A 14778-nucleotide genomic window follows, 5' to 3' on the forward strand; every position below is an offset into this window, starting at 1 on the left:
AGTCGTAAGATTGCCGGCTCCGGGGCATTTTTGATCGCGTGGGCGCTCCAGGGTTATTTGTCGACAATTTCAATGTAAAGCACTCTGAATATGCCTGGTGCAGATGGTTTGCTATGTATAGGACTGCTCGAGGACGACGCCGATTTCCGCGAGGAATTGGCGTTGGGCTTGGGCGGCTACGGTTTTCGCGTGGCGTTCGCTTGTGACAATGCAGTGGCGTTCTACCGCCGCCTGCAAGAGCAGCCGTGCGACATCGTCATTCTCGACGCCCATCTTCCCGGCGAAGACGGCTTTTCCGTTGCGACGCGCCTGCGTGCCTTGAGCCCGGTGGGCATCGTCATGCTGACGGGCCGCAGCGCCCTGGAAGACCGCGTCCGCGGCCTGGAGGGCGGCGCCGACGTCTACATGACCAAGCCGGTGGATTTGCTGGAACTCAGCTCCGTCATTCGCAGTCTGGCGCGCCGCATGCGGTTGGCCAAGGCGCCACGCCCGGCTGACGCCGAGACGCGCGCGTCGGCGGATACGAACTGGTCGCTGCAGGACGGCGGCTGGATCCTGGTGGCGCCCGACGGCGCCTCGCTGCACCTGAGCGCGCAGGAACGGACGTTCCTGGTAGCCCTGATGGACGCCGCGGGCAGTGCCGTCAGCCGGCAGGCGCTGGCTGAACTCTTCCTGCCCGACAGCCCGGGCGGGTTTGAGTTGCGGCGTATCGACGTGCTGGTTAGCCGTCTGCGCGCCAAGGCGCAGAGCGCCGGACTTAAACTGCCGGTGTTGTCGGTGCGCGGTCAGGGTTACGTGTTCGCGGCCTGACCCGGCCGCGGCTGCGGCTGACGCCAAGGCCCGTGCAGCGCTTAAGCCGACTGCCCGTTGGCGGGCAGGGTGATGACAAAGCGCGTGCCCACGCCCACCTTGCTTTGCATCGTCAGCGAACCGCCCTGGCTCTGGCAGATGCGCCGGGCCAGATATAGCCCGATCCCCATGCCCTGGGTTTCGCGATGCGCGGACCGCCGAAAGCGCGGTTCGAAGATCCGGGCCTGTTCCTCTTCTCCAATCCCCGGTCCGCGGTCCACGACGGCTGCCCAGGTCATGGCCGTGTCGCCGACCCGTGTATGACCCGTCTCGATTCGCACCGGTTCGTTCGCCGGCGAATACTTGATGGCGTTGTGGATCAGGTTGCGCACGACGACGCTGGTGAGCGGGCGATCGCAGAACACCGGCTGCGGCGCTTGCGCTTCGAGCACCAGGGCATGCGCGGTATCCGGGCGCATGGCATTCACCACGTCGCGCACCAGGTCGGCCATGTCTGTCTGTTCGCCGCGCGGACTCCAGGCATGTTCCTCGAGGCGATCCTGATTCAGCAACTGATCCATCAGCTCGGTCATCCGCGCAACCGACCGATGAATGCGCGCGAGCCGCGTGTCCACGGTTTCGCCACTGTCCGACAGAATCATGTCCAGCGATTGCGCCGCGGCGCTGATGGTGGCCAAGGGCGCTCGCAGCTCGTGGGAGATCAGCGCGTTCATCTGCCGTTGCGTGTCCAGCGCACCGGCCAGTTCGGCCAGCCGCAGTTCGCCTTGCGCCAGGTGTTCGGCGTCCGAGCCGGCGCCATTGTTGCGCGCGGGCGCGGCATTGTTGGAGGCATCCAGCGCCAGCCAGACCAGCGTGCCCGACACCAGCATCAGCCTCAGCATTTCGAAGCCCGCATCCGTGGCGTCTGCGCCGCTTGCGTGCCACGCGTCGTGCCCGAGGATCCAGGCTGATGCGCCAAACGCGAGCATCAGCGCAAGGTTGGCCGGGCGGCCAGACCGCTGCCGCACCGCGCTGGCCAGGAACCACAGCGCCAACGGCACGCTCAGCGCAGCGCACACGCCGGCAATGGCAGCAGGAAGCACTCCCGATTCCGTTTCATACACGAAGATCAGCGCCAGCGCCGCCACGCCGGACAGCGCAATGCTGATCCACCGGCACGCAACGCCCAGTCCGGTTGCAATGCGCGATCCCTGCAGGAGGGGCGCGGTCAGGGCGAGCAGGGCGGCATAAGAGGCAGCTTGCAGCGCGCCCGGCGGCATCAGATCGGGCAGCGAACGGAACAACCCTTCGACCAGCGCGAAGGCCATGCCTGCTGCATACAGCGCGTTGCGCGTGTGCGCCCAGGCCACGCCGCACACTATCGCGCAGGCGATGGCGACGCCGGCGGTCAAGCCTGAGTGCAGGTTCTCGTAGCCGGCATGTCCCCCGTCGGCATTCAACCCATAAGCGAGCGCGTAGGCCGGCCAGAAGCAGGCGCACAGCAGCAGACCAACTCCCGACCAGATGGTTGTCCGGAAGAAGCCGGGCTGGCTTGCGCGAAGGTGGCGAAAACGCCAGCGGGTGCGAAGAAACAATCCTTCCGTCAACTAGGAACCCATTGGTGATCATGCGCGAGGTCTTGCGCGTGGGCGGAGTTTACGACAGCTCCGCTTATCGCGCGGACGCCGATCCCTTCCAGCACGAGCTGCGTCGCCGTGTCCGGCACGTCAGCCGCATAGACCGACATGCCGAGCGTCATCGCGGTCGCGACCACGGTGGCAGCCAGGTGCTGGCTGCCGGGACTTTGCAGGAGACCGCCGATGAAACTGCCGCTCAGCGTCACGTACGAGACGGGAAATTCGTGCAGGTGCTCCATGGCGCCGAATTGCTGCGACAGCCGCGCTACCCCGACCCGTCCGCCGGCGCCCATGACGATGTCGCAGAGCTGGCGCACATCGGCGCCTTGTTCGACGAGTCCCGCGGCGTCGACCTCCAGGATCAGCCGCGCTGACAGCGTGGGCCGGTCGTCGAGCATGCGTTCAAGACGCGCGAAGAAGGATCCTTGGGCAAGCGTGGCAAGCGATACCGGCACCGTGAGTGCGCCGTCATGAGTGAATAGCCAATCGAGACCCAGGCGGATCGCCTGGATATCGCATTCGGCGGACAGGCCCAGGCGCACGGCTGGCGGCATGAAGATCGAAGCAGGCACGGGATCGGTGCCGGAGGCATCGTGCAGCGTCAGGCAGGCCTCGTGGTGCAGCAGGTCGCCCGACAGGTCATGCAGCGGCTGTGCCGTCAGTGAGAACCGGTGCTGCTCCAGCGCCGTAACCAGCGCGTCGTGCCAACTGTATTCACCGATGCGGGTGCTGTCGGCGGCCTGGCTTGCCGGCGTGATCTGGTCGTCGTCCGCGCTTTCGGCGCACATCAGCGCATGATCCAGACGCGCGAGGATGTCGCTCATGTTGTCGCCCGGCGCGAACGCCGCCATGGCCAGCGCCCACCGGCACCATCCGTATTTGTCCATCGGCACGCGCAGCGACCGCAGCTCGCGCCGCACGCGTTCGGCCAGCACGCTGGCCTGCGGCGCCGAGGTGCGCGGCAGCAGCAGGGCAAAATCCGATCCGCTGATCCGGGCGATCAGTGTGCCCGGACCGCCGAATTCCTGCACCAGCTTGCGCAGGCGGTCCGACGATGAGCGCAGCCACTGGTCAGTGAAGGCGCGCGACAGGTGCCGGTTGATCTGTGCGAGGTCGCGTTGGCGGAACATCAGCAGATGGCCGCCGGCCTCGTCGGATTTATCTGCCAGCGCCAGCCGGAACTGGTCGACAAAATGTTTGCGGTTCGACAGGCGCGAGATGGGATCCCGGTAGATTTCGCTTTGCAGCGATTCGATGCGCGCATTCTGCTCCTCGACCGTGGCGGCGACACGGCGCTGCGCATCGACCAGCGCCTGGTCCACACCGGGCACTTCGCACGAACCGCTCAGTGGCGCATCGGCGCCGGGCGCCAGCGCGCGCACGCGTTCGCAGATGTCGCGCGACGTGCGGGCTTCGATCCAGCGCACGAGATTGGTGGCGAACAGCGCCCAGAATGCGGCTGCGGCCAGCACCAGACCCAGAACGCGGATGCCGCCTTGCCACAGCGTGTCGCGAGCCAGACGGGCATCGGCCTGCACGGTAAGAGTGCCTTTGCCTTGTCCGCCAGGAATGACGAACGGACGGGAAATGGCCGGGGCTTCCATGTTCAGCCAGCCGGCGCGCCAGTCGCGCTCCCGGCCTGCGGCACCCGGCCCCGACCGGCGCTCCACACGCAGCGTGTTCCCTTCGTTCGTGATATTGACCAGCGAATACAGACCCTGCCCGAACAGTTCATCGGCAAGCGCAACCTGCTCGCTATGGCTGCCGGAACTGTGCGACAAGGCCCAGGCGAGTGCATTGGCGCCCGATTCGCTTTGCTGGGCGAGCTGCGTATTCAGATAGCGGTGCGCCGCCAGCATCCCGAGGGCCTGGGCGCCCAGCAGGATAAAGCCGACCAGAAGGGCGGAGCATAAAAGCAGCCGGCGTAGTGTGGGCATGTATTGGCGAATCCCTTCCTGGGCCTGTGCGGGATAAAAACCTGGATATCAAACGTGACACACGTTACGAAACAACAGCCAGCAGCGGTGTCACGGTACTGGGACCTGTCACAGAACGCACAGAATATTACGAAATGCTCGGTCGTATCCGACAAGGTGTGCAATTATTTCGCTCGTGAGAATTGGCCCTTTGAGAACTATTGAGACACTGCGTATTAATTTTTGGGGTTGCGGTGTCGTAGATGGGTCGAGGCGTGGCGAAAGGACCGGCCAAAGATCGCCAATCCGGGACCCCGCCATGACCGCTGCGAGCAAAATAGGATCCGAAGAAAGTCAGGAGAAGGAGGCGCGTTGCCTCCGAAATGTGGCGTTTTTTTGCGAAAACAATGCATAATTTAAAATATGTTACAGCCCCCGGGCCCGTGATCGGGCCGCAACGCCGGGGGCGTTTGGATAGGGGGGCTCCGTGCGTGAGAGTTACCTGCTCGCACTGTGCCTGACGCTCGCGGGCGCACTTGCAGCGATCAGTCTGCTGTTCTTCCGCCGGGACCGCGCGCTGCGCCGCCGCCTGACGCGGGATGAACTGACCGGCCTCCTCAGCCAACAGGAGTTGCATCGTCGCGTGCGTACCTGGCTGGGCCAACCCCAGGGTACGACGCGCCGCGGCGCCTTTTTTCTCGTCAGTTTCGAGCACTACGCGCAGATCAGCGCCATGCTGCGCGCCGGCGAAGACCAGGCATTGCTGGTGCAGGTGGCCGATCGCATCAGCCTGGTCGCACGCGCGCTCGGTGGGATGGCCGCGCGCTCCGGGGCCGATTCGTTCACCGTCTGTGTCCCCGGCGTGGACGAGGAGGGGGCTGCCCAAGTGTCCGCCAAGCTGCTGGCCGACCTGAGCGCGCCTTATGAACTGGGCGCCCGTCCCCTGATTGCCGTCTTCCGGATTGGCGCGGCGCTGTATCCCGCCCACGGCCGCAGTGTCGAGGAGCTGCAACGCTGCGTGCAGGTGGCGATGGTGCCCCTCAAGGACCGCGGCGGCGAGGGCTGGAACCTCTTCGACTTCCGGCTGCTGGCGCGGCAGCGGGATCAGCAGGGCCTGGAAAATGACCTGAGGCTGGCGCTGACGACACCGGCCATGGAGCAGTTTGAACTCTATTACCAGCCGGTCTGCGACAGTGCGACCGGCGTGGTGCAGGGGTGCGAGGCGCTGCTGCGCTGGCATCACCCCGTGCTGGGCAGCGTGTCGCCCGCCGTGACAATCGAATTGGCCGAACGCAGCGGACTGATCGTGCCGCTGGGCGCCTGGATCCTGGAGCGCGCCTGCACGCAGGCTGCGCTCTGGCCGTCGGCGTGGCGCGTCCACGTGAACCTGTCGGTCAAGCAGATGAACGAGGACGGGTTGGTCCAGCTTGTATCGGACGTGCTGGCGGCGGCCCGGCTGTCGCCGCGCAAGCTGGTGCTGGAGATCACCGAATCCATCTTCATCCTGCACTACGAGCGGCACGTGAAGATCCTGAACACGCTGCGCGACATGGGCATCGGGGTGGCGCTGGATGACTTTGGTTGCGGCTATTCCAGCCTGAACCATCTGCGCCATCTGCCCATCGACTGGGTCAAGATCGACCGCAGCTTCATTTCCGCCCTGGAATCGGACGCCGGCAGCCGCGAGGTGGTCTCTGCGCTGTTCGGCTTGTGCCAGGCCATGCACCTGCCGGTCGTGGCCGAAGGCGTCGAAACCGAAGGGCAGCGCGAAATCCTGAAGTCGTTGGGATGCCGCGTGATGCAGGGCTTTCTGCTGGGGCGGCCGGCGCCCGCCGCTGAAATCCAGGCTTTGGCCGCGGCGGTGTCATAATCGGGGTTGCTTGCAAACCCGACCTGTTGACTCCTTATGCCCGGCAATACCCTAGGTACTCTTTTTACCGTCACGAATTTCGGCGAATCCCACGGGCCGGCCATCGGTTGTGTCGTGGACGGCTGTCCTCCGGGACTGGCCCTGGACGCATCCGACATCCAGTACGAACTGGATCGCCGCCGCCCGGGCACCTCGCGCCACGTGACGCAGCGCCAGGAAGCCGACCAGGTCGAGATCCTGTCCGGCGTCTATAACGGGGTCACTACCGGCACGCCCATCGGACTGCTGATCCGCAATACCGACGCGCGCAGCAAGGACTACTCCAACATCGAGGACACCTTCCGTCCGGGCCACGCCGACTTCGCCTACTGGCGCAAATTTGGCGTGCGCGACCCGCGCGGCGGCGGACGTTCCTCGGCCCGGCTGACGGCGCCCACCGTGGCGGCCGGCGCCATCGCCAAGAAGTGGCTGGCCGAGCAATACGGCGTCAAGGTGCGCGGCTACATGAGCCAGCTGGGGCCTGTCGCCATCCCGTTCCTTTCGTGGGACGAAGTGCCCAACAATCCCTTCTATGCCCCCAACGCCGAGGTCGTCCCCGAACTGGAAGCCTATATGGACCAGTTGCGCCGGGACGGCGATTCCATCGGCGCGCGCATCGAAGTCGTGGCAGAGAACCTGCCGGCAGGCTGGGGCGAACCCATCTACGACCGCCTGGACGCCGACATCGCCCACGTCATGATGGGCCTGAACGCGGTCAAGGGCGTTTCCATTGGCGCGGGTTTCGACTGCATCACGCAGCGCGGCTCGGAACATGGCGACGAGATCACGCCCGAGGGCTTCCTGAGCAACCACGCCGGCGGCGTGCTGGGCGGCATTTCGACCGGCCAGCCCATCACCGTGTCGCTCGCGATCAAACCCACGTCGAGCATCCGCGTCGAGCGCCGCTCGGTCAACCGCGCCAACGAGCCGGTGATGGTGCAGACGCTGGGCCGCCACGACCCGTGCGTGGGCATCCGCGCCACGCCCATCGCCGAAGCCATGCTGGCGCTTGTGCTGATCGACCACGCGCTGCGCCATCGCGGTCAGTGCGGCGCGGCGCCCGTCTGATACGTTTTCCCGTAGTTGAATTGGCTTGGAGGCCGACATGAAACAGAAGCGTCATTTTCTGCGCAATGCCGGGGCCGTGCTGTCGCTGGCCGTGCTGGCCGGCTGCACCAGCATGAACACCACGCAGTCAGGCGCCGTGGGCGTTGACCGCAAGCAATACATGTCCACGATGGTGCCGGCGCAGGCGCTGGAACAGGAAGCAAACCAGCAGTACGCCGACATCCTGCAGGAGGCCAAGTCCAAGGGCCTGCTGGATCGCGACGCCAAGCAAGTGGCGCGCGTGCGCGAGATCTCGCAGCGCCTGATCGCGCAGGCCGGCGTGTTCCGTCCCGATGCGGCCAACTGGAAATGGGAAGTCCACGTGCTGTCCAGCGACGAGGTCAACGCCTGGTGCATGCCGGGCGGCAAGATCGCCGTCTACACCGGCCTGATTTCGCAGATCAAACCGACCGACGATGAGCTGGCCGCGGTGCTGGGCCACGAAATCGCCCACGCGCTGCGCGAACATGCGCGCGAGCGCGTGTCCCAGCAGATGGCGACCAATCTGGGCTTGCAGGTGTTGTCCATTGCCACGGGATCCAAGGCGGCGTCGGACCTGGGCGGTGAGTTGACCAGCGTGATGTTCACTTTGCCCAACAGCCGTACGCACGAGACCGAGGCGGACCGGATGGGCGTGGAACTGGCGGCCAGGGCGGGCTACGACCCGCGCGCCGCTGTGACGCTGTGGCAGAAGATGGGCGCGGCCAGCCAAGGCAGTGCCCCGCCCGAGATCTTGTCGACCCACCCGTCGGCCGCCTCGCGCATCAGTGATCTGCAATCGGCTTCGCAGAAAGTGATGCCGCTTTACGAACAGTCCAAGGGTCAGGCCGCGCGTTAAGACGGCAAGGCGTTACGCTGACGACGCGGCCCGCGCGGCAATGCCTGCGCGGGCCGTTTTCCATGGTCCTTGCCTGGCGGTGGGGCCTGTCTGATCCCCCAACCGCAGGCCCTTGCGGTATTCCTTCGACTTACAAGGCGCTCGCCGTCTTGACGCCCTGGCCGCGCATGATCTCGATGCCCAGGCCGTGCAGAATGCGCTGCGTCTCCGCGTCCGGCACGTCTTCCGCGTAAACGGCAATTCCCAGCGAACGGGCCGTTTCCAGCACCGACGCCGTCAACTGCTGGCTACCCGGGCTCTGCGACATTCCGCCCACGAATCCCCCGCCCAATTTCACGTAAGACAGCGGCAGCGTGTGCAATTGCGCCACCGCGCCGAATTGCTGCGCCAGGCGGCGCACGCCGATGTGTGCGCCAAATTCCGCTGCGACACGCGCAAAGGCGGTGATCTGCTCGTGGTATTCCACCAGCCCGTGCGCGTCGATTTCCACGTACAGGCGGCGCGCCAGCGGCCGGTTTTCGGTCAGCAGCAGTGCAAGCTGGCGCAGGAACTTCTGGCCGCGCAAAGAGGGCAGCGCCACGCGCACGGCAAGTTCGCCCGAATGGCCGGCCAGCCATTCCAGGCCAAGCCGCACGGATTCCAGATCGCATTCCGCCACCAGGTCCAGCCGCACGGCCGGCGGAATGAAGAGCGTGGCGGGGATCGGTTCCTGGTCGGGCGCTGTGCGCAGCATCAGCATGGCTTCGGTGCGCACGGTGCGCCCATCCAGCGCCAGCAAGGGTTCGGTGGACAGTTCGAACTGCCGGTTCTCCAACGCCGTCTGAATGGCGTCCTTCCAGGCGCGTTCGCCCGCTTCCGACGGCGACTGCATGTCGGTGGCGCCCGCGATCACGACCTGGTCGTTGCCGGCGCTTTCGGCGCGCATCAGGCCAAAGTCCAGGCGGGCCAGCACGGCGCCGGCCTGGCTGCCGTGGCCGTAATCGGTCATGGCCTGCGCCCAGCGGCAAAGATGGCCCTCACCAACCGGGATACGCGAGGCATGCAGATCCGCGCGCACCTGCTCGGCCACCATCATGGCCTGCGGCGCCGCGCAGCCGGGCAGCAGCAGCGCAAAGTCCGACCCATTCAGCCGCGCCAGCATGGGGGCGGCGACGTGCATGCGCTTGAGCGTGCCCTGGATGCGTTCGCACGCGGTGCGCAGCCACTGGTCGATGAATTCGCGCGGCATGTGGCGGTTCAGGTCGGCCAGATCGCGCTGGCGGAACACCAGCACGTGCCCGCCGTCGATCCGCGGCGTTCCCGCCGCGGGCCGGGTTTCCAGCGCACGGCGGAATTCGTTGACGAAGTATTTGCGGTTGGGCAGGCCGGTGACCGGATCCTGGTTCAGCTCCAGTTCCAGCGACTCGATCTTTGCGTTCTGTTCTTCGACGCTGGCATGGATGCGTTCGCGCGTCTGGTTCAACGCCTGCACCACCCCGGACAACTCTGGCACGCGCGCCTCGACCTGTTCGCCCGGCGTGTCGCGGCCGATGCCGCGGACGTGGTCGCTGATCTCGCGCAGGAGGCGGTTCTTGATCCATCCGACCAGCACAAAGGCAAACATGGCCCACAGGATGCCCGCGCCCACGACCAGCGCGATCATCTTCAGGCTGCTGCGCCACAAGGCTTCCCAGGCGTAGGCGTCGTTGGCGATCAGGGTGACTTCGCCGATCTGCCGCCAGCCGTCGCTGACCGCGTGGCTGGCCGCCTGGCTGTCCAGCGGCGCCAGCGCCTGAAACCACGCCGGCACGGACGCGGCGGTGGCGGTCGACTTGCGTTCGATCAGGACCTTGCCGTCGGGGTCCGTCAGGCGCACCAGCGAGAAGTGCCCGCCGTCGTAAAGCGCCGAGACCAGCAGTTCCTGCACGACCGGATCGTTGTTCGCCGGTTGCGACAGGGACAGGGCCAGGGAGACGGCCGCATCGGTGCTTTGCACCTGAAGCTGGCCCGACAGGTACTCGCGCGCCGAATTGACGCTGAGCGCCAGCGTCCCCAGCAAAATCACGCTGATGGCGAGGGTCACACTGAGCAGTAGCTGACGAAGTATGGACATAGTCTTGTTTCCGGACATCAGGGGCGGATGCCTTCCCGTTCCATGCGTTGAAGTAGGTCGCGCCAGCGGCTAAGGCGGTCGACGGGCGCGGCCGCTTTGCCGTCCACGTAGACGCCGTCGGCGTTGAAACTGAAAACCGGCGTCAGGTCGCGCCGCTGCGTAGCCGGCAGGATGGTTGAGATCAGGCTGTCCAGCACCAGCGGGACGGCATTCGGGGTTTCGTAATAGCCCAGCACCATGTGGGCCACCTGGCTGCTGCTGGCCGCGCCGCCGATGCGGGCGCGCACGTAGATGAAGCGCAGCTTGTTGGCCGGCACGCCCATCGAGAGCAGGGTGAAATACTTGCCGATGACGTAGTCTTCGCAATCGCCGGCGCCTTTGCCTAGCGACTCCAATGGCGTGGCCCAGTAATCGGCTTGCTTCCAGATAAGGGAATCCTCGCCGGAGAGCAGGGCGCGGTTCCAGAAGTCGTTGGCGACGGTGAGACGGTCGCGGTCGGTTGCGGGGGCCGGGCTGCGCAGCAGTTGCAGCCAGTTCGATACGGACTTTGCGCCCTTGGCGCCATAGCGGCTGGACGACAGGTTTTGCAGCCTGTCGGTGTTGATCTCCAGCGCCGAGCTGCCGCTCCACCCGCAAGCCAGGCATAGCAGCGCCACACGGCACAGAGTCAGCGCGCTACGAAAACGACGGGTTGAGGGCATGAAACGGATTTTCACATTTTTTCGGCGTCTCAGATTGCGCCGTTGAAAAATATGCGCCGTGCGGGACGGGGAAGGCCGGGCGGCCTTCCCCGCGAGGTCGATGCTTAGCTGTGATCGACGTTCAACTTACCCTTCTGCAGCAGGTCATTGATGATGGCCTGATCCGTTGCCAGCTTGCCGCCGTTGGTCAGATCGACGTTCTCCAGAATGATCTTCTGGTCCGCACCTTGGCCGATCTTGCCGTCGGTGCTGATTTCGATGACCGTGTTGGCGCTGTTGGCAGGGTCCTTCGAGAAGTGCAGGTACTGGGTCAGCGTGCCATCCTTTTCGCCTTGCAGCATGTCGCGCAGATCCAGCACGTCTCCGCCGTCGACGGCACGGATGATCGAGAAATCCTTGATCACGTCCACGGCCGGCTTTGCCGTCGTGCCCTGATCGCCGAATTCCCACTTGAACGTGTCGCTTCCGTCGCCGCCGTGCAGGATGTCGTCACCCTTGCCGCCGATGAGAACGTCATTGCCGGCGCCACCGTACAGCGTGTCTTTGCCCGCACCGCCGTACAGGATGTCGTTGCCGTCATCGCCGTACAGGATGTCGTCGCCGCCCTGACCGTAGAGGATGTCGTTGCCCGAACCACCGTGCAACTCGTCATTGCCGCCGCGGGTGTCGCCCTGCACGTCGAACAGACCGTGGTTCTCCGAGATGAACTTGTGCAGATCGGCGTCCGTCGGCTGCGTGCCGTTCTTCAGCAGCAGGAACAGCTTCAGACCATCCAGCCCGGAGCCGTCGGCATAGTCGTCCGGTTTGGCGGGGTTGCCATTGACGCCCCACGGCAACTGATCCGTGTTGATCGCATCGCCGAACAGGATGTCCGAACCGTCGCCGCCGTAGATCTTGTCGTTGCCGACGCTCGCGGGCTCGCTTGTTGTGCTTCCACCCACCAAAGCTGATTCCAAGTCCGACGGGTTCCGCACCACTTGAGACTCACCGATGTAGCCCGACGTGTATGACCGAATGTTGTCGATGTCGACGTAGAATGCGCGGCCCGCACTGTTGTCATTCACCGCAAATTCAAACCGATATTCTCCCGGCCCATGGATTCCCGTTCTGGTTTCGGTCTGGTTACCCCTTTCAACGACCGTCCATTCCGAGCCTACCTTCATAAGCAGCCGCCATTCAAAGGTATCACCGGAACTTTGATTGCCCAATGAAGCAGTGAAGGCGAAGGACGCGCCAGTTGCAGCCGTGACAGTCATCTTTTGCGTGTCGGCCATTGACACCGTGACGGCTTGCCCATTCGCATTCGTATCGGTGATGCGCATCTTGTAGTCGTTGAACCACAAGAAACCCGCATCATATTTTTCGACTGTTCCGGTGCCGGACTTTACCCAGCCGCTCAAACTGTTCAGGCCTTGGTTGGTTTCAAAATTGGCGTAGGTCGTTTCCCCGCTCGTGAAGTGTCCGCCGGTATTGTCATACTTATCCAACGTGGATACGGACACGCCGTCGCCGATGCCAATTCCGTGAACCTGACTAATTTTGGCCAGCTCGGCGAACTCCTTGTCGCGTGACGAGGTGTTGTCCGTGGGTTCACCGTCCGTCAGGAAGAACGTCAGGTTTTGGTACGGTTTGCCGTAGGCATCCACCTTGGGCTGGTCATCAAACCAGTCGGTCGCTTCATTGAAGGCCGCGCCGTACGGGGTGTTTCCACTGGCGCTCAAGCCCAGGATCTTGTTGACGATCTGGTCGATATTGCTGTTGTCGAGATCGGAAATCGACGTCTGCAGCGTGCTAGTGGTCCCCTTGAACGTGATCAACGAGATATTGATCGTGCCATCGTGGTCGACCAGGCCTTCCAGCAACGAGCGCAGTGCCTTCTTGGCGGTAGCCAGTCGAGTCTCTTCGGCGGAGCCGCTGCCCCACTTGTCATTCATCGAGCCGGACAGATCCAGCACGAGAGCGATGTTGTAGCTGGTGCCCGGCGTCACGTTCTTCACCATGCCGCCCTGGTCGCCCAGCAGCACGTCGTTGCCCGTGCCGCCCTTGACCGTGTCGTTGGTGTTGATGCCGCCGACGAACTGGTCCACGTGCAGCTTGAACGTCTGCTGCGCGGAAGTGTCCTGACCGCCGTTGGCCGTGCCGCCCGTGTCCTTGACGCGGAAGTCGAAGGTGGAGCCCGCGTTCTCGCCGACATTGGTGGCGGCGGCCTGGAACACCAGCTTGCCTGCCTGGATGTCCGCGGCGCTGATTTCCTGGCCCGGAGTGACAGCCTTGCCGTTGAGCATCAGCGTGCCGCCCGTCGGCAGGGAGTCGATGATCACCGACTTGATGGCGTGGCCTTCCACCGGGTCGGAGAATGCGAAGTCGCCCGAACCGAAGGTGTAGGTCTTGCCTTCCGTGACGTTGCCCGTGGCGTCTTGCGACACCGGGGCATCGTTGACCGGCAGCACGTCAATATCCAGCGTGGACGTCGTCGAGGCCGCGCCGTCGGACACCGTGTACTTCACCTGCGGCACATCGCCGTTCCAGTTGGCGTCCGGCTTGAACGTGTAGCTGCCATTGGCGCCGATCAGCAGGGTGCCGATGCCGGCAATGGTGGCCGTCTTGCCTGCTTCGTAGCGCACGCCATTCACCGTGAACTCGGTGACGGTCAGTGTCATGCTGTCTACGTCGGTCGCGCCTTGGAGCACGTTGCCGGTGGCGGTCTGGTCTTCCAGAATCTCCTTCGTGTGGGCTTGCAGGACCGGCGCGTCGTTGGTGCCGTTGATCGTAATGGTCAGGGTCGCTTCGCTCTTGTCGCCGTCCGCATCGGTGATGGTGTAGCGGATGGTTTCGGTTAGCGTTTGGCCGTTGTTCAAGGCCTGAACTGCGGGCAGGCCGTTGTTCAGTTGGTACGACCACGTGCCGTTGCCGTTGTCGACCAGCTTGCCGTACTTGGCATCCGTCGTCGTGATCACGACGGTGGTGCTGTCAGCGCCGAGCGTGTCGTTGGTCAGGACATTGCCGGAGATCGGCGTCGTGGTGTCTTCGGTGACCGAGGCCGAATCGTTCTTGGCGATCGGAGCGGTGTCGATGATCTGGATGACCAGGTCATTGCTGGTGCTCTTGCCAGCCAGATCAGTGACCTTGACCGTGAAGTTGTCACGCACCGAGTCATCGCCCGCCGAGTGATTGTCGGCGCCGCCGGTTTCCTTATACGAGTAGGAGATGACGCCCGTCGCGGCGTTGTAGCCGGTGACGGTCAGGATGCCCTTTTCAGTCGTGATGACGACCGGATTGGCAGCGCTCGCGCCGGTGACGTCGCGGCCAGCGACCGTGACGGCGGTGATGCCGGCCTCGGCGGATACGCCAATCGAACCCGAGACGGTTGCACCGGAGGCTTCCACCACGCTGTTGTGGGCGCTGGTGGCGTTGCCGTCGGTGTCGACGGGCGTGACGACCGGAGGACCATCGGTCTTGCCGTTGATGGTGATCGTCAGCACGGCTTCGCTCTTGTCGCCGTCCGCATCCGTGATGGTGTAGCGGATGGTTTCGGTAAGGGTATCACCGTTGTTGAGCGCTTGAACCGCGGGCAGGCCGTTGTTCAGTTGGTACGACCACGTGCCGTTGCCGTTGTCGACCAGCTTGCCGTACTTGGCGTCGGTCGTCGTGATCACGACGGTGGTGCTGTCAGCGCCGAGCGTGTCGTTGGTCAGGACATTGCCGGAGATCGGCGTCGTGGTGTCTTCGGTGACCGAGGCCGAATCGTTCTTGGCGATCGGAGCGGTATCGATGATCTGGATGACCAGG

At 64.5% G+C, this 14778-nt stretch carries 9 protein-coding genes; 4 read left to right on the forward strand and 5 right to left on the reverse strand.

Translation table 11 applies throughout. The features are described from left to right. The first annotated feature begins 90 nt into the window (after window positions 1–90). The gene (locus tag B3098_RS10045) at window positions 91–810 is read left to right on the forward strand and encodes a response regulator transcription factor (protein ID WP_043518814.1); all 720 of its coding nucleotides are present in this window, start codon (window positions 91–93) and stop codon (window positions 808–810) included. 41 nt (window positions 811–851) lie between these two features. Here B3098_RS10045 and B3098_RS10050 read toward each other — a convergent pair whose 3' ends face one another. Together B3098_RS10050 and B3098_RS10055 are read right to left on the reverse strand one after the other, a co-directional pair. Further along, on the reverse strand, window positions 852–2384 hold the full coding sequence (locus B3098_RS10050) for a sensor histidine kinase (RefSeq protein ID WP_286895716.1): 1533 nt from the start codon (window positions 2382–2384) through the stop codon (window positions 852–854). 8 nt (window positions 2385–2392) lie between these two features. Beyond that, window positions 2393–4363, reverse strand: a complete 1971-nt coding sequence (locus tag B3098_RS10055; protein ID WP_286895718.1) for a bifunctional diguanylate cyclase/phosphodiesterase — start codon at window positions 4361–4363, stop codon at window positions 2393–2395. A 466-nt stretch (window positions 4364–4829) separates the two neighbouring features. On the opposite strand from B3098_RS10055, the gene B3098_RS10060 reads away from it, so the two are divergent. Genes B3098_RS10060 through B3098_RS10070 form a run of 3 tightly spaced genes read left to right on the forward strand, consistent with a single transcriptional unit; the run spans window position 4830 to window position 8196 of the window. Then, window positions 4830–6212 carry a putative bifunctional diguanylate cyclase/phosphodiesterase gene (locus B3098_RS10060; RefSeq protein ID WP_175125007.1) on the forward strand — a complete coding sequence of 461 codons (1383 nt, stop codon included), beginning with the start codon at window positions 4830–4832 and terminating at the stop codon, window positions 6210–6212. 36 nt (window positions 6213–6248) lie between these two features. Beyond that, entirely contained in the window at window positions 6249–7319 is a 1071-nt protein-coding gene (gene aroC, locus B3098_RS10065) for a chorismate synthase (RefSeq protein ID WP_286895722.1), read from the forward strand. 37 nt (window positions 7320–7356) lie between these two features. Beyond that, the gene (locus B3098_RS10070) at window positions 7357–8196 is read left to right on the forward strand and encodes a M48 family metallopeptidase (RefSeq protein WP_175125005.1); all 840 of its coding nucleotides are present in this window, start codon (window positions 7357–7359) and stop codon (window positions 8194–8196) included. Between the two features lie 130 nt (window positions 8197–8326). Here the strand turns inward: B3098_RS10070 and B3098_RS10075 are convergent, their stop codons facing one another. The 3 genes from B3098_RS10075 to B3098_RS10085 form a co-directional block, all read right to left on the reverse strand. Further along, on the reverse strand, window positions 8327–10288 hold the full coding sequence (locus B3098_RS10075) for a bifunctional diguanylate cyclase/phosphodiesterase (protein WP_286895726.1): 1962 nt from the start codon (window positions 10286–10288) through the stop codon (window positions 8327–8329). Window positions 10289–10305: 17 nt separating this feature from the next. Continuing rightward, on the reverse strand, window positions 10306–10989 hold the full coding sequence (locus B3098_RS10080; RefSeq protein ID WP_286895728.1) for a transglutaminase-like cysteine peptidase: 684 nt from the start codon (window positions 10987–10989) through the stop codon (window positions 10306–10308). Window positions 10990–11093: 104 nt separating this feature from the next. Beyond that, the coding region (locus tag B3098_RS10085) for an Ig-like domain-containing protein (RefSeq protein ID WP_286895729.1) at window positions 11094–14778 on the reverse strand (3685 nt) is incomplete at its 5' end.

The sequence above is a fragment of the Achromobacter sp. UBA2119 genome, assembly GCF_002331005.1.
In the GTDB taxonomy this organism is placed as follows: Bacteria; Pseudomonadota; Gammaproteobacteria; order Burkholderiales; family Burkholderiaceae_B; genus Achromobacter; species Achromobacter animicus.